This window comes from Acidithiobacillus ferrivorans (assembly GCF_016250455.1).
Classification (GTDB): Bacteria; Pseudomonadota; Gammaproteobacteria; order Acidithiobacillales; family Acidithiobacillaceae; genus Acidithiobacillus; species Acidithiobacillus ferrivorans.
The window spans coordinates 2,948,635-2,970,000 of record NZ_CP059488.1; the positions used below are offsets into that span (position 1 = coordinate 2,948,635).

Annotated in this window: 19 protein-coding genes and 2 rRNA genes (1 of these 21 only partly in view); 1 reads left to right on the forward strand and 20 read right to left on the reverse strand. The window is 57.5% G+C overall.

Annotation, left to right across the window (positions count from 1 at the left end; genetic code table 11):
• The 18 genes from H2515_RS14795 to H2515_RS14880 all read right to left on the reverse strand — a co-directional run bounded on the left by H2515_RS14795 (nucleotide 1) and on the right by H2515_RS14880 (nucleotide 17,299).
• A complete protein-coding gene (locus tag H2515_RS14795; protein WP_198660493.1) occupies nucleotides 1–984 on the reverse strand; it encodes an aspartate carbamoyltransferase catalytic subunit in 984 nt (327 codons plus the stop codon).
• Nucleotides 981–1,487: a bifunctional pyr operon transcriptional regulator/uracil phosphoribosyltransferase PyrR gene (gene pyrR / locus H2515_RS14800; protein ID WP_198660494.1), complete on the reverse strand. Its 507-nt coding sequence runs from the start codon at nucleotides 1,485–1,487 to the stop codon at nucleotides 981–983. The genes H2515_RS14795 and pyrR overlap by 4 nt, the downstream gene beginning before the upstream one ends.
• Nucleotides 1,484–1,915 (reverse strand): Holliday junction resolvase RuvX, encoded by a 432-nt coding sequence (ruvX, locus tag H2515_RS14805; protein ID WP_065412808.1) that lies wholly within the window; start codon nucleotides 1,913–1,915, stop codon nucleotides 1,484–1,486. The genes pyrR and ruvX overlap by 4 nt, the downstream gene beginning before the upstream one ends.
• Nucleotides 1,908–2,474, reverse strand: a complete 567-nt coding sequence (locus H2515_RS14810; RefSeq protein WP_232821430.1) for a YqgE/AlgH family protein — start codon at nucleotides 2,472–2,474, stop codon at nucleotides 1,908–1,910. The genes ruvX and H2515_RS14810 overlap by 8 nt, the downstream gene beginning before the upstream one ends.
• A gap of 61 nt (nucleotides 2,475–2,535) precedes the next feature.
• A complete protein-coding gene (gene gshB / locus H2515_RS14815) occupies nucleotides 2,536–3,474 on the reverse strand; it encodes a glutathione synthase (protein ID WP_198660495.1) in 939 nt (312 codons plus the stop codon).
• Nucleotides 3,471–4,781 (reverse strand): glutamate--cysteine ligase, encoded by a 1,311-nt coding sequence (gene gshA, locus H2515_RS14820; protein WP_014030385.1) that lies wholly within the window; start codon nucleotides 4,779–4,781, stop codon nucleotides 3,471–3,473. Before gshA ends, gshB begins: the two co-directional genes overlap by 4 nt.
• A 9-nt stretch (nucleotides 4,782–4,790) precedes the next feature.
• A complete protein-coding gene (locus tag H2515_RS14825) occupies nucleotides 4,791–5,951 on the reverse strand; it encodes a citrate synthase (RefSeq protein ID WP_198660496.1) in 1,161 nt (386 codons plus the stop codon).
• 146 nt (nucleotides 5,952–6,097) lie between these two features.
• Nucleotides 6,098–6,472, reverse strand: coding sequence for an iron-sulfur cluster insertion protein ErpA (erpA, locus tag H2515_RS14830; RefSeq protein WP_014030387.1), 375 nt, complete (start codon nucleotides 6,470–6,472; stop codon nucleotides 6,098–6,100).
• Between the two features lie 151 nt (nucleotides 6,473–6,623).
• Nucleotides 6,624–9,569, reverse strand: coding sequence for an FAD-dependent oxidoreductase (locus tag H2515_RS14835; RefSeq protein ID WP_198660497.1), 2,946 nt, complete (start codon nucleotides 9,567–9,569; stop codon nucleotides 6,624–6,626).
• A 100-nt stretch (nucleotides 9,570–9,669) separates the two neighbouring features.
• Nucleotides 9,670–10,650 carry an alpha-ketoacid dehydrogenase subunit beta gene (locus tag H2515_RS14840; RefSeq protein WP_014030389.1) on the reverse strand — a complete coding sequence of 327 codons (981 nt, stop codon included), beginning with the start codon at nucleotides 10,648–10,650 and terminating at the stop codon, nucleotides 9,670–9,672.
• Nucleotides 10,638–11,624 (reverse strand): pyruvate dehydrogenase (acetyl-transferring) E1 component subunit alpha, encoded by a 987-nt coding sequence (pdhA, locus tag H2515_RS14845; RefSeq protein ID WP_198660498.1) that lies wholly within the window; start codon nucleotides 11,622–11,624, stop codon nucleotides 10,638–10,640. The genes H2515_RS14840 and pdhA overlap by 13 nt, the downstream gene beginning before the upstream one ends.
• Nucleotides 11,625–12,114: 490 nt before the next feature.
• Nucleotides 12,115–13,293 carry an outer membrane beta-barrel protein gene (locus H2515_RS14850; RefSeq protein WP_198660499.1) on the reverse strand — a complete coding sequence of 393 codons (1,179 nt, stop codon included), beginning with the start codon at nucleotides 13,291–13,293 and terminating at the stop codon, nucleotides 12,115–12,117.
• Between the two features lie 258 nt (nucleotides 13,294–13,551).
• Nucleotides 13,552–13,878, reverse strand: a complete 327-nt coding sequence (locus H2515_RS14855) for a hypothetical protein (protein ID WP_198660500.1) — start codon at nucleotides 13,876–13,878, stop codon at nucleotides 13,552–13,554.
• A 252-nt stretch (nucleotides 13,879–14,130) separates the two neighbouring features.
• Complete coding sequence (gene argC, locus H2515_RS14860; RefSeq protein WP_014030393.1) at nucleotides 14,131–15,165, reverse strand: N-acetyl-gamma-glutamyl-phosphate reductase; 1,035 nt, start codon at nucleotides 15,163–15,165, stop codon at nucleotides 14,131–14,133.
• Nucleotides 15,166–15,244: 79 nt separating this feature from the next.
• A complete protein-coding gene (gene rpsI, locus H2515_RS14865; protein WP_014030394.1) occupies nucleotides 15,245–15,631 on the reverse strand; it encodes a 30S ribosomal protein S9 in 387 nt (128 codons plus the stop codon).
• A gap of 12 nt (nucleotides 15,632–15,643) precedes the next feature.
• Nucleotides 15,644–16,072, reverse strand: coding sequence for a 50S ribosomal protein L13 (gene rplM / locus H2515_RS14870; RefSeq protein WP_014030395.1), 429 nt, complete (start codon nucleotides 16,070–16,072; stop codon nucleotides 15,644–15,646).
• 328 nt (nucleotides 16,073–16,400) lie between these two features.
• The gene (locus tag H2515_RS14875) at nucleotides 16,401–16,613 is read right to left on the reverse strand and encodes a YgaP family membrane protein (RefSeq protein ID WP_035191226.1); all 213 of its coding nucleotides are present in this window, start codon (nucleotides 16,611–16,613) and stop codon (nucleotides 16,401–16,403) included.
• An 86-nt stretch (nucleotides 16,614–16,699) separates the two neighbouring features.
• Nucleotides 16,700–17,299 carry a nitroreductase family protein gene (locus H2515_RS14880; RefSeq protein ID WP_065412800.1) on the reverse strand — a complete coding sequence of 200 codons (600 nt, stop codon included), beginning with the start codon at nucleotides 17,297–17,299 and terminating at the stop codon, nucleotides 16,700–16,702.
• Between the two features lie 410 nt (nucleotides 17,300–17,709).
• Between H2515_RS14880 and H2515_RS14885 the strand changes: the two genes are divergently transcribed.
• Nucleotides 17,710–18,888 (forward strand): BaiN/RdsA family NAD(P)/FAD-dependent oxidoreductase, encoded by a 1,179-nt coding sequence (locus H2515_RS14885; protein WP_232821433.1) that lies wholly within the window; start codon nucleotides 17,710–17,712, stop codon nucleotides 18,886–18,888.
• Nucleotides 18,889–18,981: 93 nt separating this feature from the next.
• Here H2515_RS14885 and rrf read toward each other — a convergent pair.
• A 5S ribosomal RNA gene (rrf, locus tag H2515_RS14890) occupies nucleotides 18,982–19,097 on the reverse strand.
• Nucleotides 19,098–19,194: 97 nt separating this feature from the next.
• A 23S ribosomal RNA gene (locus H2515_RS14895) occupies nucleotides 19,195–21,366 on the reverse strand (it continues 715 nt past the right edge of the window).

The following is a 21,366-nucleotide window of genomic DNA, read 5'->3' on the forward strand; positions in this document are numbered from 1 at the left end:
TCACTCCCCGCCCGCCGCGCCAGCGAGGATGGTGAGCACCGCCATCCGCATCGCCAGACCATGGGCTACCTGTTGGAGAATCACCGCCTGATCACCGTCGGCCACCTCCGAGGCAATCTCCACCCCGCGATTCATAGGACCCGGATGCAGCACCAGCGCGCCGGGTGCTGCCCACTGCAAGCGCTCCGGTGTCAGCCCGAAACGGTGATAAAATTCATTCAGACTGGGCAGGCGGTGCGACGCCATGCGCTCCCGTTGCAGGCGCAGGGCACAAATCACATCCACCCCACGCAAACCGGCCTGCAGATCGTGGTAAACATGCACGCCCAGCGCCGAAAGTTCTTCGGGCACCAGGGTGCGCGGGCCGATGACGCGAATTTCCGGGCAACCGAGAATGGACAAGGCATGAATCTGCGAGCGCGCCACCCGCGAATGGAGCACATCGCCGACGATGGCCACCACTCGCTTTTCAATCGGCCCCGCCAGGCGACGGATGGTGAACACATCCAGTAAGGCCTGGGTGGGATGGGCGTGCTGACCGTCACCGGCATTCACCACCAGTGCCGAGTCACCCAGATGGCGGGCGATCAGATGGGCTGCACCCGCTTCGGGATGACGGAGGACGAAACCATCCACCTGCATGGCCATCAGATTATCGACGGTATCAATGAGGGACTCGCCCTTGCTGGCACTACTCGTACTGACCGCAATATTCAGCACATCCGCCGAGAGGCGCTTGGCGGCCAGCTCAAAGGTACTGCGCGTCCGTGTGCTGTTCTCAAAAAAGAGATTGACGATGGTGCGTCCGCGCAGGGTAGGCGTCTTTTTGACGCTGCGCTTTGCAATGCTGAGGAAAGACTCCGCCGTATCCAGTATCTGCAGCAATTCCCGCTCCCGCAATCCTTCGGTACTGAGCAGATGGCGCAGGCGGCCCTGCGCATCGTATTGCAAGTTACCTTCACCAAAACGCAGGGTAGTACTCATGGCTGCGGCCTCCGCTGCTCCAACTCCAAACGCAACGGATCGGGGCCGCGCAGCTTGATGTGCTCGCCCGCCGTGGCATTCAGGCGCAGTGCCGCCACATCAGCGGCCACCGGCAACTCATGCCCGCCGCGATCCACCAGCACCGCCAGGCGGATGCGAGCCGGTCGTCCGTAGTCGAAGATTTCGTTCATCGCGGCGCGTACGGTGCGACCGGTATAAAGGACATCATCCACCAGGATAATGTCGCGACCATCTATACCAAAGGGGATATCCGAAGCACGCACCTGCGGATGCAGACCGATCTGGCTGAAATCATCACGATAAAAAGAGATATCCACCTGCCCCAGGGGCTGTTGCAAAGCGAGTGCGGCGTGCAGGGTGCGCGCCAGCCAGACACCACCGGTAAAAATACCGATCATTGCCGTCTGTTCCGGATCAATGAGGGGACGCAGATCACGCGCCATGCCCTCTAATAGTGCGGTCACATCCCAGTCGGTCGTCATGCGTCGCCTCGGGCATTATGAAAGGTCCACAAAATCTCGCAGGCTGCGGCTTGGTCCAGCAAACGGCCGCGTTTCTTTGGCGAAAAGTCGCGATCTTTCAGGACCAGTTCAGCGGCGTGACTGCTCAGGCGCTCGTCTACCCAATGAATAGGCAGGGAGAAGCGGTACTGCAAACTTTCGGCGAACTTGCGCACCCGGCCCACCATAAAACCCTCGCTGCCATCCATGTGCAGCGGCAGACCCAAAACCAGCGCGCGCGGCTGCCATTCTTTAAGGATACGGGCGAAGCCATCCCAGTCCGGACCACCCTCGCCATTGCGCAGGGTGGCAACCCCTTGCGGCGCCAACCCCGACTCCCCCAAAACCGCAATCCCGATCCGGCGCTCACCGAAGTCTATCCCAAGCAGCGGCCCGCTCCGCTCAGGCATGACCCGCCGCGCCACTGAGCAGCCGCATATCCACACCCAGCAAGCGCGCTGCGGCCTGCCAGCGCTCATTGGCGGGCAGGTCGAAAATTACCGCCATATCTAGGGGGCCGTGTAACCAAGCGTTATCCTGCAGTTCCGCTTCCAGTTGCTGCGCGCCCCAGCCGGCATAGCCCAGGGTCAGCAGGTAACGCTGCGGCTCTTCGTGCTGAGCAATAGCCTGCAGAATATCCGGCGAACTGGTCAGCGCCAGATCGTCATTAATCTCCAGACTGGAAAGCCATTCGCCACGCGGCGAGTGCAGGATAAATCCGTGCTGGGGTTGTACGGGCCCACCCCAGTACACCGGACGATGGATCATTTCTTCTGAAGGCTGGATATCCACCGCACGCAGGGCATCAGACATATTAATATCCACCAGACGGTTGATGACCACGCCCATAGCGCCCTCGGCATTGTGCTCGCACACCACGATCACGGTGCGATCAAAAACGCCGTCGTGCAGCTCAGGCATGGCAATGAGCAGATGATTTTTGAGGGATGAAAAGATCATAGTTCCCATGATACGTGTTTTCGCTCGAAAACGGCAGGTGCCGGTGACCAGCCGCACGGGCATAGCGGCATTATCGCCCCTGCTCCAGACGTTGCCAGAGCAGATCCGCTGCATCCACCCCGCAGAAGCGCTTGATTTCCCGTGCCCCGGTGGGGCTGGTCACATTGATCTCCGTCACATATCCACCAATCACATCCAGACCGACAAAAAGCAGGCCCGCAGCACGCAGGGCGGGCCCGATCGCCGCACAGATTTCCTGGTCACGGTCCGTAAGTGCTGCCGCAACGGCCTGTGCTCCGGCCACCAGATTACCGCGAAAATCCGAGGCCGAAGGCACCCGCAGCATAGCACCCAACACCGGCACGCCATCCACCAGGAGGATACGCTTGTCGCCCGCGCGGATAGCAGGCAGATAGCGCTGTGCCATCACATAATGCCGGCCCCAGTCCGTCACCGTCTCCAGAATGCTGCCGACATTGCGATCCTGCAAGTGCAAATAAAACACCCCTTCGCCGCCCCGCGCCGAAAGCGGCTTGACGACGATCTCGCCATGCTCGACGAGAAAGGCGCGCAAATCCCCAAGATCGCGACTGACGAGCAAGGGCGGCAGAAAATCCGGGAAATGCAGGGCATAGAGCTTTTCATTGGCATTGCGCAGGGTGACCGGATCATTGACCACCCAGGTACCTGCGTGCTCCAGCAAATAGCAGGCGGTAAGATATTCCAGATCAACGGGTGGGTCCTTACGCATCAGCACCACATCCATGTCAGCGAGGGGACGTTCTTCCGGCTCACCCAGCGTGCAGTAGTCTTCCACATCATCGCGCGCGACCACGGCACTTAATCGCCCCCAGGCACTCCCATCACGCAGAAACAGGTCGGACAGGGTAAACACCCAGCACTGGTGCCCGCGTGCCTGCGCCGCAAGAAGCATAGCAAAGGTTGTATCTTTAGCCGGTTTGATGCCAATGATAGGGTCCATGAGTATAGCGGCCTTAAGCATACTCATTGGCCTGCTTCCTGCGCATCCTGTAGCCGCCAGTCCGCCATCTCCCGTGTCGCGGCCACCAGCGCCAGGCGCGCAATAACGCCATAGGCATAATAACGGTTTACCGGCGCATCGGGCGGTGATTTCCGGCAAGGAACCACACAGGTCTGGCCAAAGGCCATGGGCTCAAAGTGCGCTCCTGGGGCGTTGAGGTTCTCATCACGCCCGCGTTCCGTATGCACCCGGTAGAAGCCACCCAACACCTGCTGACCGATCATGTACACGACCGGTTCAGCTACGGCCTCCTGGGCGGTTTGCTCAAAAGTGTAAACCCCTTCCTGAATAAAAACATCACTCACCGGCAGGCCCTCTTTACTCTTGGCCATGCGGGTGCGTTCCCTGCGGTTGAGGTCCAGAAACTCCTCACCCGAATAAGCCGTCATAATGCCCATGCCATAGGTGCCGGCATCGGCTTTGACGATGACAAAGGGCCGCTGGCGGATGCCATAGTGGGCGTAGCGCTCGCGCGTGATCTCCAGCACGGCATCAACATTGGCGACCAGACACTCGCGTCCTTCGGAGCGCATAAAATCAATGCCCTGACAGCGGCGAAAAACGGGATCAATCAGCCATGGATCAATGTCGATCACCTCCGCCAGCTCCTGCGCGACAGCACGATAATGGGCGAAGTGCTGGGATTTGCGCCGGTTGCGCCAGCCTGCCGCGAGGGGAGGCAGGACAGGTTGTTCCAGATGTTCCAGTATTTCAGGCACGCCGCCTGACAGGTCATTATTCAGCAAAATCAGTTGCGCATCGAAGCCCGCCGTCGTCAAACGCCCGCCGACACGCTGCAACGGTTCAAGAAGGAGCAGGTTACCCGAAGGCAGATTATAAGCCATGCGATCTTCCAGAATCAGTGAGCCCACCCGCACTTCCAGGCCGGAGAGTTCCAGCAATTCGCGCAGCCGCGCCACATTCTCCAGATAAAAAAGATTACGGGTGTGGTTTTCAGGGATCAGGAGCACCCGCTCCAGACCCGGATGATACTGATTCAGATAATGTTGAATAGCCGAAACATACAGCGGCGAAAACTCCGGATTGAGATTATTAAATCCCGCTGAAAACAGATTGGTGTCCACGGGCGCCAGCTTAAACCCAGCATTGCGCAAGTCCACAGAGGCATAGAACGGCGGCGGCGTCCGCTGCCATTGTCCACGAAACCAGCGCTCAATAGTGGATTGTGCGGCGATCAGGTGACGCTCAATATCCAGCAGCGCTTCCACCCGATCAGTGGCCAGGAAGGGAATATCCTGTAAAACTTCTGTCATGCGTTTTTCCTAAGACCGCTGTGCCACAGGCACATAGTGTTGACTCTGTTCCCCTGTATACACCTGTGTAGGCCGGAAAATCCGGTTGTCCGCCAACTGCTCCCGCCAATGGGCCAGCCAACCCGCAGAACGCGCCATAGCAAAAATAGGCGTAAAAAGGTCCGCTTTGATGCCCATCTCGTGATACAGCACGCCCGAGTAGAAATCCACATTGGCATGGATGCCCTTGGGGCCGAGTCGCTCCGTAGCCTGGCGTTCCATCTCTATGGCGATTTCAAAAAGGCGACTGTGGCGCAGGTGACCGTGACTGGCCAGATCTTCCATCATATCCTTGAGAATCGCTGCGCGCGGATCACGGGTCTTGTAGACACGGTGCCCGAAGCCCCAGATCTTATCCTTGTTAGCCATCCTCTCATCGAGATAGGCGCCTACCCGCTGGACAGAGCCGATTTCTTCCAGCATTTCTATCACCTTCTGATTGGCACCGCCGTGCAACGGACCAGCCAGTGTCCCGATTGCCCCACCGATAACATGGTAGGGGTTAGTGAGGGTAGAGCCGGTCACCAGCACGGAGAAGGTACTGGCATTGATGGTGTGCTCGGCGTGCAGAATCAGGCAGGAGTCGAGAATTTTGGCAAAGGCCGGATCCGGCTCCCGGCCCGAGATCATATACAGAAAGTTAGCTGCGTGACTAAGGTCTGGGCTTGGTGGAATGGGATCATTACCAAAGCGCATCTGCTCCCACATGGCCACAATAGTCGGCATGCGGGCAATAATCCGCATCGCCATAGCATCCAGATGGAGCGTATTTTCGCGCTCGGCGTCGGAGAGCTCCTGCTGCGGGTAGAACATGCCCAGACTGGCCACAGCACAGTGCAGCATATCCATGGGATGCCCGGTTACCGGCATATACTTCATGATTTCCCGGACATTGTATTTGACCTGGCGATGGGTACGCAGCCCGCGATCAAATTCTCCCAGATCAGCCGCGCTCGGCAGGACACCGTCCAGCAACAAGAGCGCGACTTCCTCAAAACTGCTATACGCCACCAAATCCGCAATGGCAAAACCACGGTAACTCAGCAAGCCAGCAACACCATCAATATTGGAAATGCTGGAGTGAGTTGCAGCCACCCCCTCCAGACCTGGCGCAAAGTTCGGTTCCGCCATACAGAACTCCTTTTATCATTCGGACGGAGGGCATCCTCAACAAAGGCCCCCGCAGACCACGATCGTTAGATCATCATAACCTGCCCGTAAAATAAAAGGGAGGCCATCGGCCTCCCCTTGGGGCACTTCAGTACCATATCCGGCAATCAAGCCGAGAAAGAAGACCCACAACCACAGGTCGTTGTCGCGTTAGGGTTTTTGATGACGAACTGTGCACCCTCCAGCCCCTCGCTATAGTCAATCTCTGCACCTACCAGATACTGATAGCTCATGGGATCGATCAGCAGGCTCACGCCAAACTGCTGCACTTCCGTATCACCTTCATTCATATTCTCATCGAAAGTAAAACCGTACTGAAAACCGGAACAACCGCCACCTGTCACAAAGACACGTAGCTTCAGGCCTTCAGAACCCTCTTCTTCGACCAGCGAAGCAATCTTGTCCGCTGCATTTTGCGTCAGGGTCATAAGCGGGGGAATGGAATCCAGATTAGTCATCGTTTCGGTTGCTGTGCTCATCATGCATCGCTCCATGCGCCGCGGCGCTTCATCCAGTGGATACCCGAGTATTTTGCTCGCTTTTACGCACAGGCGTCAAGTCGCGCCACAGACCACGTTAACACCCACTCGGTGCCGGAATGTCCGGGGGGGGGAGGCATTATACTCAACCCAATCAGCTCCCTGCCTTGACGGAGCGGCGCAGACGGGACAAAAGACGCCGCGCCATTTCGCCGAAGAGTTCAGTCTGCGTTGGATGCGGATGAATGGCTTCGGCCACCTGCTCCAGGGTCAGACCAGCGCTTACCATCAGCACCGCCTCACCCACCAGGGTATCCGCATGATCGGCCAGAAAGTGTACACCAACAATGCGATGGCTCACCTTGTCAGCAACTATTTTGATCAGACCATCGGTCTCACCGGTCATCATCGCCTTGGCATCAATGCTCATCGGCACTTTGACCTCGACGGCGTCCATGCCCGCGGCCTTCGCCTGCTCCAGGGACAAACCGACAAAGGCGCACTGCGGTCGGGTGAACGTCACACCGCAGTCCTTCGCCGCATCGTAGCGAACGCTGTGGCCCAGCAGATTGGCCGCCGCAATTCGCCCCTGCTGACCCGCCGTGTGGGCCAGCATGTAACCGCCAATCACGTCACCAACAGCATAAATATGGGGCACATTGCTCCGCCCGGTCGCATCCGTAGCGATGGCAGCCCGCTCACCGAGCGTTACGCCGGCCGCCGCCAGGTTCAGACCGCTGGTATCCGGACGCTTGCCGGTTGCCACCAGCAGCAGATCGCAGTTGTAAGTCGCTGCTTCTTCACCGATCTGATATCGAACCGCTAATTGACCGACCTGCCCGGTGACACCCGCCACTTTGACGTCGGTCAACACCTGCAAGCGCGGACTGTTGTGGGCGAGGGCCTTCATCAACTGTTCCGCGACCTCCTTTTCCATCTCCGCCACCGGCCGCGGCAAGGCTTCCAGCACCCGCACTTCGGCGCCAAAGTCATGGAACATCTGCGCCATTTCCATGCCGATGGCTCCCGCACCGATGACGCAGAGGCGTTTGGGGGGCTGCTTCAAGTCCCAGACCGTATCAGAAGTCACAGCGGCGCCACTTTTTAACGCCTCCTGAATACCGGGAATCGGCGGCACAAAGGCCGGAGCACCCGTAGCGATGACACAAGCGCCAAAAGTCAGCGTTCGCGCATCTTTACCGCTGATCTCGACACTATGATCGCCGGTGAAGCGGGCATAGCCTTCCAGCACCTGAATCTTCATGCCCTGATCGGTTTTCAGGGCCATTTCCCCGCGCGTCTGGAGAATGCCACGGCGATGCTGCTCCAGTTGCACCCAATCCAAATTGGGCTTGCCCAAGCTAAGGCCCATGGCGGCATCATGCTCACGGTCTCGGATACGGTCTGCCGCGGCGCGCCAGGCTTTGGAGGGGATACAGCCGCGCCACAGACATTCGCCACCGGGCAAAGGCGCATTGTTAACCATTGCGGCCTTGACGCCGTTCTCCACCAACTCGCGGGCACAGTCTTCACCACCAGGACCCGCACCGATGACCAGCACCTGCACATCATAATTCCCTTCAGGAATCACCGGTCCCGTGCTGGCCAGCCAAGCCTCCGGATGCTCAATCGCCTGCTTCAGGTCCTTGAGAAACAGGGCCGCCTCGGCGCCGTTCACCACCCGATGATCCGCAGTAATGGTGATAGGCATACCTTCGGGGCCATTGCCGGCAATAGCGATGATGGCCGCCGTGCCCGGTGTGACGATGGCATCGAACTGGGCAATGCCATACATGCCCATGTTGGAGATAGTGAAGGTGGGATGGGTGTATTCGGGCGGACTGAGACGACGTTTGCGCGCCTTCTCCACCAACGGGGTCCATTCTGCTTGCAACTGATCAAGGCCCTTGCCTTCCACCCCACGTAGCACCGGCACCACCAACCCGCCATCTTCCGTGGTCACGGCAATACCGATGTCATGCTGGCCACGTTCGACAATTTTATCCGTGGGCTGATAGGCGGCATTCACCAAAGGATGCTTGCTCAGTGCCTGGGAAGCGGCCTTGGCGATAGCCACCGTGACGGAAACCTGATGCGCCTTGGCCGCGCGGATCAGAGCCTCGGGCTTGGCCTGCACCGTGACATGGAAAACCGGGATACTCAGGGAAGCAACCATCGCCTGACTGATGGCTCTTTCGATGGCCGTCATGGCGCGGCCGTTGCCGGGCACGGCAGGCTCACTGGGGCGGGTGGTGGCGACTGGTGCCGTATCGCCGCCAGCCGCGAGGACGTCGGCGGCGACAATCACACCTGCTGGGCCGCTGCCACGCAGCCTGTTGAGATCCACCCCCTGCTGACCCGCCAACTGCCGGGCGAAGGGGCTGGCTGCGCCCTGCTGCGGGCGTGCCGCCGGATGCGCGCCCGACACCAGAGCAGGCATGGCGGCGGCCACGGTCGCTGCGGGGGCATGCACGGAACTGACGCTGCTCGCCGTACCGGTGCTGGCTGTCGCGCTGTCGCGCTGCACCTGCTCCGGCGACGCCACCAGCCAAGCGATAGGTTCACCTACCGGCACTACCGCATCTGCCGCCACCAACGGACCGGAAAGGTAACCTTCACGAAAGACTTCCACATCCATGATGGCCTTGTCCGTTTCCACCGTCGCCACCACATCCCCACGCTGAATCTTGGCACCCAGAGATTTTTCCCAGGACACCAGCACGCCTTCGGTCATGGTATCGGAGAGCTGCGGCATTTTCACCGCATAGCCCTCAGGGGCGGATACCGCAGCGGCCATCGGCTCTGGTGTAGCAGCAGCAGGCGCCGCCTGAATAGGCGCCGCTACCGTCGCCACCGCACTATCGGTGATATAGCCGATAGCCCCGCCCACCGGGTGGACACTGTCGGCGTCGGCCAGAGGCCCTGCCAGATAACCCGAGCGGAACACCTCCACATCCATAATGGCTTTATCCGTTTCTATCGTCGCCACCACATCGCCGCGCTCCACCCGTGCGCCCACGGGCTTCTCCCAGGACACCAGCACACCCTCCGTCATGGTGTCAGTAAGTTGCGGCATCTTGATGACGTAAGGTTCAGCCATGTTTCACCATTATTCATTCAAATCGAGATTGAGAGGGAGGCCGTGTCGCCGTTCGCCGGACGGGTCACGATCAACCACCAGAACAGGTCGCCGGATACTACTATCGACCCAGCATCTTCCGCACCGCGGCGACCACATCCCCGGCATTGGGGATCGCCGCCTTTTCCAAGCGACGGTTATAAGGAATGGGCACATCCAGGGCATGCACCCGCACTGGTGCGGCATCGAGGTCGAAAAAACATTCCTCGTTGACGATTGCGATCACCTCGGAACCTACGCCTACGGGCGCCTCGTCTTCTTCGACAATAATGGCGCGATGCGTCTTGTGGACGCTGGCCGCGATACCGGCCCGATCCATGGGCTTGAGTGCCCGCAGATCGATGACCTCGGCATCAATACCATGCTCCTGCGCCAGCTGCTGCGCCGCCTCCAGCGCCCAGTGCACGCTGATGTTGTAGGCAAAAATGCTGACATCTTTACCGGGCCGCATCACTTCTATCCCTTCCAGCGGGGTGAAGAACTCCGTATCCGGTATTTCGCCCTTGAGGTTGTACATACTTTCGTGCTCAATGATCACCACCGGGTCGTCGCAACGCACGGCGCTTTTCAGCAGGCCGTAGGCGTCGCGCGGCGTTGCCGGGGTCACCACCCGCAGGCCGGAAATACCCATGAAGACTTTTTCCATGCGCGCCGAATGCTGGGCACCCAACTGGTGCGCCGTGCCGCCCGGCACCCGCATCACAAAGGGACAGCGGATACGTCCACCGGACATGTAATGGATTTTCGCGGCGTTGTTCATGAGCTGATCCATGGCCAGCCAGGCGAAATTGACGCTCATGATCTCGACGATGGGACGGGCCCCGATCATGGCCGCACCGACGCCGATGCCCGTGTAGCTGTTTTCGGAGATGGGGGTGTCGACTACCCGCAGCTCGCCGTACTTGGCGAAGAGACCGCTGGTCGCCTTGTAGGTACCGCCAGCGACGCCAATATCCTCACCCATGGCAAAGACCAGCGGGTCCCGCGCCATTTCCTCATCGTGGGCGCGCAGAATACCCTGCCAATACATCATTTCAGCCATGGCTGCTTGCCTCCTTCTGTATACACATAACGGGCAACGTCTTCGACGCGCGGCTCCGGACTCTCGGTGGCAAAACGCACGATCTCGTTCTCGATTTCGTCCTGAACGGCCACGTCCATGGCGTGGAAGATATCCTCGCTGAGCACCCCGGCATCCATCAGACGACGCTTATATATACCGATGGGATCGCGCAGTGCCCATTCTTCTACCTCTTCTTTGGAGCGGTAAGCACCGGAATCTGACATGGAATGACCGCGCAGACGGTAGGTCATCAACTCCAGGAAGTAGGGCTTACGCTTTTCACGCACATGCTGCACCGCCTTTTCGGCGTGGGCCATGACCACATCAATATCCTGACCGTCGCACTGCGCCGCCTCAATGCCATAAGAGGCCACACGCTTGTACTGATTGATTTCCACCGTCGAACGTTCGATGGCGGTGCCAATGCCATACAGATTGTTTTCGCAGATAAAGAGCACCGGCAGATTCCACAGGCTCGCCATGTTCATGGTCTCATGGAAAGTACCCTGATTGTTGGCGCCGTCACCCAGGAAGCAGATGGAGATTTCATCGCTGCCACGCAACTGAATCGCCTTAGCGAAACCAGCGGCTAGTGGGAAGGGCCCACCGACCAGTGCGTAGCCACCCATGAAGTGCACATCAGGATCAAAGAGGTGCATGGAACCACCGCGGCCTTTGGAGCAGCCCGTTTCTTTGCCAAAGAGCTCTGCCATCAACACCTTGGGATCCATCCCCGACTTCAGTGCATGAATGTGGTCGCGATAACCGGTCACCACATAGTCCGAACCGGGGCGGGCCTTTTCCAGCACACCGATAGCACAGGCTTCCTGACCGGGGTAGAGATGCAAAAAACCGCCGATCTGGCGTTCGTGATAGGCCTCCGCACAACGTTCCTCGAAACGGCGGGCAAAAAGCATTTCACGCAACAGGCGCTTCTGGTCCGTGGCGTCCATGGTCCTCCAAGCAAAAAATGGACCGCATCGCTGGGATGCAGGTCGCGAGTGAATACTGAGAGCAAAGTTTTGGGAATGATGGCCCAGGCTATGGCAAAACGTCAAGGGTGCTTGCATATTGATCACCATCGCGCCCGCAGGGACGATCCCAAACTCAAATTGGACCCGGCTTATAACAGAAGGGAAAATATTTGGTTGGTAATGATACAAGGCGCATAAAAAATGGGCGGGAGGGCCGCCCATGAATATTGCTAGAGGAGGATACACAAGTTCACCATACCACACCAACAACCTAGCAAAGCTCATGCCAGCGCATAGAAGCCGAAAAATCAAGGCGTATTTACCCGCAGCTGGCAAGAATTGCCCCGATAGGGGGCAAACATACCCAGGTACGCACCGCCAGTACGCATAAAACCCGCCCTACTTCTGTGGCGGGTTTTCTCGGCGAGCCCACCCCGATGGTCTCGGGGCGCTGATCACAAAGCAGGACTCAGAACATGAAACCAGTCTCTAGCATGCCGCGGAGCTGGGTGGTATTCGTGCCGCCAGACAGCCCCAATCCGGCAGGAGCAGACGCCGCAACGTAGGAGAGATCCGCCCGTGCGAAGAAGCCGTCATCCTGGTAAGTTGGGGTCAGCGTGATGGACCAAGCGTGGGAATCAGCAGGCAAGTCCGTCAAGCTGGCCGCCACGCCACTAATCTGTTCCCCAGGCTTCCCGCCAACATCCAAATATTCTACCCGGCTACCCAGGGATATGGTATTAGTGAAACTATAATCAGCCAGCAGAGCAGCGCCATAATTGGAGAAAGAGTGCGCAATGCCCAACCGGTTTGACTGCGGGGTATGCATATATTGCACGTAGGGCTCGATCATCCACGGCCCGGAACTGTAGACATACTCCACGCCATAGATGTCGCTGGCAGTCCCAGTCGACGAATAAGCAACATCCGGGGAGCTCGTACGGACATTACCGAGTGGCCCCTGCGCATAGAAACTCACGGTATTGGAGCCATTGATGGCATAGCTCAGCAATCCACTCATGACATTATAACGATTGGAGTAATAACCGTCATTCAAGGAAACTGAGGCGCTGATAGGACCGTTACTGGCGTTAAACTGAACGCCACGACTGACAATCGGCTCGACATCCCACAGCAGGCCACGTGCGATATTGATATTCTGGTAGGTAAAACCACCCTCGGCGCCAATAAGCGTAGGGAGTTTGCCAACCTCCACAGAGTAATCAGAAGAAGGAGCGTACTTTAAGTAGGCGACGGGCATGGCACCGAAGAAGTTAATGTCGCTCGTGGAGGAAGGCATTGCAGCCGCCAGCGTGGGGAAGCTGTAGGCACCCGCCTGGATATAAAACTGCAGAGCGCCCGTATTCTTTTGAATAATGACCATTCCATTAGTAATATCAGCGCCAACATTCTTAGCGCCAATAGTACCGGCTGTGCCCTGTGGAAAATCCTGATAAAAAGCCATACCACTGGCAATACCCTGCACATCCAGCTTACCAAGAGGGCCGGCACTGAAGGTCAGGGGGGCAGGCATGGACAGGGGACTGGCTTGAGCTACCCCAGCGATCATAGGAAGGCCTAGGGCGATGGCAGCGAGTACCGATCTGCGCAAAGAGCGGGAAGTATGGATAGCGTTGTGGTGCAACATAACGACTCCTTCAGTTTGTATGAAAAAATTAACCACTGTTGCTAAAATGCAAACATCATGCCATCAGCAACATTACCCAATAATGTTCATTATATTCATACAAAACAAAAGAATAATCACAAGGTGTCAACTGGGCACCCTGGCCCGAGTGCACCATAAATGTGCATTACACACCAAATTGGAGCACTCCTTGAACCTCCGTAGCAGAACCGTCTCATTCTATCCCGGGCAAACCACCGCATCATCCCATGTTGTCAGTCAGTCATCACCACGCCGCCAGCGTCCGGCCCAAGGCGGCGGACCCCGCCGTTCCCATCGTCTGGGGCCATAGACTCGCGCCGGCCGCGCCGCCACGTAGTAACCTGGCGGGGGCGGGGGCGGCGCGTAGTAGACCGGGGGAGGCGGCGCATAATAACCCGGTGCATTACCGAGAAACACGCTCAACCCCGGAATAACAAGCCCCAGAGATGGCCCATCATCCGCCCATGTGGCGACTGGCGCACAGGCCAAGCCGCAAGCGAACACCACACGGCCGACAAACGCCAGCCAGCGTGGACCGACAGCAAATGCTAATAGCTTAATCATCACAAAACTCCTTGTTTTTATTAAACAAACCCACCGAGAACAGGCATCAATTAAGGACCGTATGCCGCCTTCCAGATGGGATGTTTGGATGGAAAAGCACAAATGATGCCATAATTATTACCTATTTTTTCATGGTGTTATATAATTTGCCTGTAGAAAAACGGCTACAGCATTTATACACAAATAAAACATTGATATTGTTTTCAGCAGATTACCCTGTCGCCCCTCCACACAGAGGACTTCTGAACGGCGTTATGGCGATAGCGCGACATGGGCCAACCCCAAATCTTCCGGCAGCGAGAACATGCGGTTCATGTTTTGCACGGCCTGCCCTGCGGCCCCTTTAACCAGATTATCAATGACCGAGAGAACGACCACCTGTCCCGGTCGTGGCTGGTGCAGGGCTATGCGGCAGACGTTAGCACCCCGCACAGAGCGGGTGGCGGGATGACTGCCGAAGGGCATCACATCCACAAAGGGCTCGTCGCTATAGCGGCGCGCATAGAGTTCCTGCAATGCCGCGTCACTCATGGGTCGACGCAAGCGTCCATAGAGGGTGGCATGGATACCGCGGATCATGGGCATAAGGTGCGGCGTGAACTGCAGTTCCAATTCGGTGCCGCTGATCGCAGAGAGCACCGCCTCAATTTCCGGCCGGTGCCGGTGGCCGCTCACGCCATAAGCGCTGACGCTGTCTGCTGCTTCAGGAAGCAGCAGACCAAGCTTAGCGCTGCGCCCCGCGCCGCTGACCCCCGATTTACAGTCTGCGATCAACAGCTCTTCATTCAGCAAACCAGCCGCTAACAGCGGCGCAAAAGCGAGGATAACCGCCGTCGGATAACAGCCCGGATTGGCCACCAGCCGCGCTTCACTGACCTGCGCCCGGTAGTATTCGGGCAAACCATAGCAGGCTTCGGCCAGCGCTTCGGGCGCACGATGCGCCATACCGTACCACTGGGCAAAAATTTCCGTATCTGACAGGCGGAAATCGGCGCCCAGATCGATGATCCGTACGCCTTTGGCCAAGAGCTCCGGGGCGCGGTCCATCGCCACCCCATGGGGCGTCGCAAAAAAGACGACGTCAAGTTGACCCAGCAGCGCGGGATCTGGCGTGGTGTAGCACAGATCACAGTGACCACGCAGATTAGGAAAATGTTCGTCCACACGCTGCCCAGCCTCTGCACGGGAAGTAATGAGCGTCACCTCGACTTCCGGATGCGGCAGCAGCAAACGGAGCAACTCCACCCCGGTGTACCCCGTACCACCGACAATGCCCACATGAATCATACTCCCCTCCACATGATCTTAGCTGTAACGGAAAAAGCCGCCCGAAGGCGGCTTGTTTTCCAGTCTGAAGCGCGCGTGATTAACGCTTGGAGAACTGGTGACTACGCCGGGCCTTATGCTTGCCGACCTTCTTACGTTCCACTTCGCGAGCGTCGCGGGTGACAAAACCCGCCGTGCGCAGAGGCCGCCGCAAGGTTTCATCATAAACCATAAGGGCGCGGGTGATACCATGGCGGATTGCACCCGCCTGACCGCTGGCACCGCCGCCACTGACGTTGACCAGAATGTCGAACTGGCCACCGTGACCGGTCAATTCCAGAGGCTGCATGACCACCATGCGCGAGGTTTCGCGGCCGAAGTAATCTTCCAGAGTGCGTTTGTTGATGACGATTTTGCCTGAGCCACGGCGCAAATACACGCGGGCTGTTGCACTTTTACGCCGACCGGTTCCGTAATATTGTTCCATAAAATCTTCGCCTTAAACGTTCAGGGGCTGCGGCTGCTGCGCCGAATGAGGATGCTCGGAGCCGGTGTAGACCTTGAGCTTCTTGAACATCGCCCGACCCAGCGGATTCTTGGGCAACATGCCCTTGACCGCGAGTTCGATGATCCGCTCCGGGTGCGTCTCCATCATCTTCTCGAAGGAAGCACTCTTCAGGTTGCCGACGTAGCCGGTGTGATGGTAATAAATTTTGTCTTTGGCCTTGTTGCCGGTGACCGCGATCTTGTCGGCATTGATGACGACAATGTAATCGCCGGTATCGGCATGCGGCGTGTACTCGGGCTTATGCTTGCCACGCAGACGTTTGGCCAACTCTGAAGAGAGGCGGCCCAGAACTTTATTGGTGGCATCCACCACGAACCAGTCCCCTTGCACTTCATGAGACTTGGCAGAATAGGTCTTCATCACACAACTCCGGCTTCGGGTTTTTCACTGAGGGGCGGGAGATTAGCGATGATAGGGGTGGATGTCAAGGTGTTTGCGGGCTCTCAGGCAACTTTGCGTGCAAACCGCTTCCAAGGCATCAAAAAGCGAGAACGGCTGGCCGCGCGTCCCTGCTCAGGTTAACAAGCAATGGCATCATCCCCGTTGGCTTGCGCACGGGGCGCACCACGGGCTTGGACTTCACCCGGCCCACCGAGGTATATCCAAGAGGCGTATAGCAAGAAAGGCTCAGTCGCCGCCGTGCCCTTCACGCAACGCCCGTAAGTGCCGGGAAACAGCATTCAGAGGATCAGGATTTTGCTCGCGGCTTCATCGGGCAGGTCTTGATGCCCAGCAAGGGATACAGCGCGCAGAAACCGGTGAGCCCGGTAATCAGTGGCACCAAACCCACCAACGCCCACCATTTGTTCGCGCCAGGCAGAAAAGCTGCCAGCACTATAATAATGGCCAAACCTACAATCACGCGGATAATCCGGTCCGCAGTCCCTTCGTTGACAGGCATTCTTCACTCTCCTGCAGGTGGTCACCTGCTCGCTATGATGAGCTACGAGTATAGAGCATTTCCCACCGCGACGATCTGCCCAGGGCTCAAAAATGATCGATATATACCAGTTTCTCCACAGGTTCCCGATTACGAGGCCAAGCATTATCCGTGCCTTTACCGATCGCAACCATATAGCCAATCGCAAAATCTGCCGGGAGATGGATAATCTGAGCCACGGCATTAAAATCGAAGCCATCCATGGGGCAAGAGTCATAACCGAGATCCTGGGCCACCAGCATCAGGGCCATACCAAAAATGCCCAGGCTGCGCATGGCCTCATCCCGCGCCACCTCCTGCTTACCACGATAATATTCGTCCAGTTTCGGCAGCAGAAAATCCTGCACCGGCTGCGGCGATGTCACCCAGTAGCGCTGCGGCTCTTCCTGCCAGGCATTGAGGTCGGCACAAAGCACATAGAGCGCGGAAGCATCGGTCACCTGTGCCTGTCCCCAGGCGACCTCGCGAATAGCTGCCCGCTCCGCTGGATCCTGTACATCCACAATCCGCCAATGCTGAATATTATACGCACTGGGTGCCAATGCCGATATCTCCAGCAGCACCCGTCGTGTTTCTTCGGACATTTTGTGGTGCGGATCAAAGGACTTTGTAGCACGTCGATTTTTTATTGCAGTAATCACTTCCATATTTGCCTCATAAATATTCCGAAATGGGGCACCATATAAGACCGACTGGTTGGTACTGTCAAGGAAAGGGTGGCTCAGCGTTCCCGTGACTGGCCTCCCGCACGAAAACCCGTCTTCTCTGTTTATCCTGTCAAAGCGCCGCCCGACGGTGGCCTATTTCGTACCGAGCAGCCCTCCATTATCATAGACGAATCGCCGTCAGGGTCTTGGGAGAGAGGGCAGCTTCCACTCCCGACACGCAAAAACACTGCACCTAAAGTCAAAATAACCTGTTGTGGTTATATCACCAGGACAAGCAAAATAATGAGCGCCACTAAAACCAGACAAAGTAACTTTGCAGTGACTGAAACAGCTAGCATAGTCATCATCAACGCAAAATACACGCGCCAGATTGAACACATGGTGAACGGGTGAAAGTGGATGTGCTGATCGTTGGCGCTGGTGCCGCTGGCCTCATGAGCGCGATCGCGGCCGGTCAGCGCGGTCGGCGCGTGCTGGTGATCGATCATGCCAACAAAGTCGGCAAGAAAATCCTGATGTCTGGCGGCGGCCACTGCAATTTTACCAACCTCGGGGTAACGCCAAGCCAGTACCTCTGCAGCAACCCGCATTTCCCCAAGTCCGCGCTAGCGCGCTACACACCCGCGGACTTCATCGCACTCGTGGAGAAACACGGCATCGCCTTTCACGAAAAAGAACTCGGTCAGCTGTTCTGTGATGGTTCCTCCAGACAAATCGTGCAGTTGCTGGTGGCTGAGTGCAGCGCAGCAGGTGTGACACTGGAGACCAGTTGCACCGTGCAAGAGGTACGACAAGCCGTGAAAGGCTTCAGCGTGCGTACGACGCGTGGTGAAGTGCTTACCGAATCACTGGTCGTCGCCTCGGGCGGCCTATCGATTCCCAGCATGGGCGCCACGGGCTTCGGCTACAATCTGGCACGCCAGTTTGGGCATAACACACTACCCACCCGCGCCGGTCTGGTGCCACTGACCCTGAGCGGCATCCATCAGGAGCATTATCGAAATCTGGCGGGTGTGTCCCTAGCCAGTGCGAAGGTTAGCGTGGGTAAGCAGGCTTTCCGCGCCGGCCTCCTGTTCACCCATCGCGGCCTCAGCGGACCGTCGATCTTACAGATTTCTTCCTACTGGCAACCCGGCGACGCACTGTGTATCAACCTCCTTGCGGAACAGGACGCGGCGGAATGGCTGATCGAACAGCGCACAATTCGTCCTCTTGCCGCACTAAAAACCGTACTCGGCGATGCGCTACCGAATCGGCTGGCGCAGCGCCTGTGTGAGCAGTGGTTCGACAGTCGGCCGCTGCGTCAATACCGCAGCGCGGAGCTCAGTCTTATCGGCAGTCAGCTCAACGCCTGGCCTGTCACCGCCAGCGGCACCGAAGGTTACCGCACCGCCGAAGTCACGCTGGGCGGGGTCGATACCAATGAACTGTCCTCCAGCACAATGCAGTCGAAGCTGGTGCCGGGCCTCTATTTCATCGGTGAAGTGGTCGATGTCACCGGCTGGCTCGGCGGCTACAACTTTCAGTGGGCTTGGGCATCAGGACAGGCAGCGGGGCAGGTTGTTTAAACTCGCGTGCGGAAAAACCAGGCATTCCTGCGGCCAATCGACAAAAAACAACCCCGGCTCGTTGTATTGAGTCGGGGTTGATGAGGTATAGGTGTCTGGCGGTGACCGACTTTCGCGGAGGGAGACCCTCAACTATCATAGGCGCTGCAGCGTTTCACGGTCCTGTTCGAGATGGGAAGGGGTGGTTCCACTGCGCTATGGCCGCCAGACAAGGTTAAACTGGTCTGGTCCTGGGCGCGGGTGTTGGCGTGCGCTCAGGGTGTTGCTGAAGGGAAGGCTTCTTTTACTTGGATGCTTGGGTGATATATGGTCAAGCCACACGGGCGATTAGTACTCCTTAGCTACACGCATTACTGCGCTTCCACATGGAGCCTATCAACGTGGTAGTCTTCCACGACCCTTTAGGGGGCTTATGCCCCGGGAGATCTCATCTTAGGATGGGCTTCCCGCTTAGATGCTTTCAGCGGTTATCCCGACCGTACATAGCTACCCGGCAATGCCCTTGGCAGAACAACCGGAACACCAGAGGTACGTCCACTCCGGTCCTCTCGTACTAGGAGCAGCTTCCTTCAAATCTCCAACGCCCATGGCAGATAGGGACCGAACTGTCTCACGACGTTCTGAACCCAGCTCGCGTACCGCTTTAAATGGCGAACAGCCATACCCTTGGGACCGGCTACAGCCCCAGGATGCGATGAGCCGACATCGAGGTGCCAAACTCCCCCGTCGATGTGAACTCTTGGGGGGAATCAGCCTGTTATCCCCGGCGTACCTTTTATCCGTTGAGCGATGGCCCTTCCATACAGAACCACCGGATCACTAAGACCTGCTTTCGCACCTGCTCGACTTGTCTGTCTCGCAGTCAAGCACCCTTGTGCCTTTGCACTCACTGCGCGATTTCCGACCGCGCTGAGGGTACCTTCGTGCTCCTCCGTTACTCTTTGGGAGGAGACCGCCCCAGTCAAACTACCCGCCTAACACTGTCCCTGATCCGGATAACGGATCGAGGTTAGAACCCCAAGATCACCAGGGTGGTATTTCAAGGACGGCTCCACCAGAACTAGCGTCCCAGTTTCACAGCCTCCCACCTATCCTACACAAATCATCTCAAAGTCCCATGCTAGGTTGTAGTAAAGGTGCACGGGGTCTTTCCGTCTTGCCACGGGAACGCTGTATCTTCACAGCGACTTCAACTTCGCTGAGTCTCGGTGGAGACAGTGTGGCCATCATTACGCCATTCGTGCAGGTCGGAACTTACCCGACAAGGAATTTCGCTACCTTAGGACCGTTATAGTTACGGGCCGTTTACCGGGGCTTCGATCAAGAGCTTGCACCCCCTCACTTAACCTTCCGGCACCGGGCAGGCGTCAGACCCTATACGTCGACTTTCGTCTTTGCAGAGCCCTGTGTTTTTGTTAAACAGTTGCAGCCACCGATTCTCTGCGACCCCTTCAGCCTTCCTCCGCTAGGGAGTACAACCTATCAGGGCACACCTTCTTCCGAAGTTACGGTGTCAATTTGCCGAGTTCCTTCACCCGAGGTCTCTCAAGCGCCTTGGAATATTCTTCCTGCCCACCTGTGTCGGTTTGGGGTACGGTCATCGTAAGACTAGAGCTTAGAAGCTTTTCCTGGAAGCGTAGGTTCACTCACTTCTCCTCCGTAGAGGATCGTCATCACGCCTTGGAATTGCCTTCCCGGATTTGCCTAAGAAGACTCCCTACACGCTTAAACCAGGACGTCCAACACCCGGCTGAGCTACCTTTCTCCGTCACTCCATCGCATCTCACAACAGTATCGGAATATTAACCGATTTCCCATCAGCTACGCCTCTCGGCCTCGCCTTAGGGGCCGACTCACCCTGCGCAGATTGACTTGACGCAGGAACCCTTGGGCTTACGGCGAGGGTGGTTTTCACACCCTTTATCGCTACTCATGTCAGCATTCGCACTTCGGATACCTCCAGCATGCCTTCCGGCACACCTTCACTGGCTTACCGAACGCTCCCCTACCGCGTGTTCATAGAACACACCCGCAGCTTCGGTATATGGCTTGAGCCCCGTTAAATCTTCCGCGCAGGCCGACTCGACTAGTGAGCTATTACGCTTTCTTTAAAGGATGGCTGCTTCTAAGCCAACCTCCTAGCTGTCTTTGCCTTCCCACATCGTTTCCCACTGAGCCATATTTGGGGACCTTAGCTGGCGGTCTGGGTTTTCATCCCTCTTGACGACGGACGTTAGCACCCGCCGTCTGTCTGCCTGGCTCGTACTTGCCGGTATTCGGAGTTTGCAACGGGTTGGTAAGCCATGACAGCCCCCTAGCCGTAACAGTGCTCTACCCCCGGCAGTAATACCAAACGCGCTACCTCAATAGCTTTCGGGGAGAACCAGCTATCTCCGGACTTGTTTAGCCTTTCACTCCTATCCACAGTTCATCCCCGACCTTTTCAACGGGCGTGGGTTCGGACCTCCAGTAGGTTTT

What these genes read in the sequence shown, in the direction of transcription:
- H2515_RS14795 (WP_198660493.1), bottom strand. Translation starts at nt 984, where the DNA reads ATGAGTACTACCCTGCGTTTTGGTGAAGGTAACTTGCAATACGATGCG.
- pyrR (WP_198660494.1), bottom strand. Translation starts at nt 1,487, where the DNA reads ATGACGACCGACTGGGATGTGACCGCACTATTAGAGGGCATGGCGCGT.
- ruvX (WP_065412808.1), bottom strand. Translation starts at nt 1,915, where the DNA reads ATGCCTGAGCGGAGCGGGCCGCTGCTTGGGATAGACTTCGGTGAGCGC.
- H2515_RS14810 (WP_232821430.1), bottom strand. Translation starts at nt 2,474, where the DNA reads ATGGGAACTATGATCTTTTCATCCCTCAAAAATCATCTGCTCATTGCC.
- gshB (WP_198660495.1), bottom strand. Translation starts at nt 3,474, where the DNA reads ATGAGTATGCTTAAGGCCGCTATACTCATGGACCCTATCATTGGCATC.
- gshA (WP_014030385.1), bottom strand. Translation starts at nt 4,781, where the DNA reads ATGACAGAAGTTTTACAGGATATTCCCTTCCTGGCCACTGATCGGGTG.
- H2515_RS14825 (WP_198660496.1), bottom strand. Translation starts at nt 5,951, where the DNA reads ATGGCGGAACCGAACTTTGCGCCAGGTCTGGAGGGGGTGGCTGCAACT.
- erpA (WP_014030387.1), bottom strand. Translation starts at nt 6,472, where the DNA reads ATGATGAGCACAGCAACCGAAACGATGACTAATCTGGATTCCATTCCC.
- H2515_RS14835 (WP_198660497.1), bottom strand. Translation starts at nt 9,569, where the DNA reads ATGGCTGAACCTTACGTCATCAAGATGCCGCAACTTACTGACACCATG.
- H2515_RS14840 (WP_014030389.1), bottom strand. Translation starts at nt 10,650, where the DNA reads ATGGCTGAAATGATGTATTGGCAGGGTATTCTGCGCGCCCACGATGAG.
- pdhA (WP_198660498.1), bottom strand. Translation starts at nt 11,624, where the DNA reads ATGGACGCCACGGACCAGAAGCGCCTGTTGCGTGAAATGCTTTTTGCC.
- H2515_RS14850 (WP_198660499.1), bottom strand. Translation starts at nt 13,293, where the DNA reads ATGTTGCACCACAACGCTATCCATACTTCCCGCTCTTTGCGCAGATCG.
- H2515_RS14855 (WP_198660500.1), bottom strand. Translation starts at nt 13,878, where the DNA reads ATGATTAAGCTATTAGCATTTGCTGTCGGTCCACGCTGGCTGGCGTTT.
- argC (WP_014030393.1), bottom strand. Translation starts at nt 15,165, where the DNA reads ATGATTCATGTGGGCATTGTCGGTGGTACGGGGTACACCGGGGTGGAG.
- rpsI (WP_014030394.1), bottom strand. Translation starts at nt 15,631, where the DNA reads ATGGAACAATATTACGGAACCGGTCGGCGTAAAAGTGCAACAGCCCGC.
- rplM (WP_014030395.1), bottom strand. Translation starts at nt 16,072, where the DNA reads ATGAAGACCTATTCTGCCAAGTCTCATGAAGTGCAAGGGGACTGGTTC.
- H2515_RS14875 (WP_035191226.1), bottom strand. Translation starts at nt 16,613, where the DNA reads ATGCCTGTCAACGAAGGGACTGCGGACCGGATTATCCGCGTGATTGTA.
- H2515_RS14880 (WP_065412800.1), bottom strand. Translation starts at nt 17,299, where the DNA reads ATGGAAGTGATTACTGCAATAAAAAATCGACGTGCTACAAAGTCCTTT.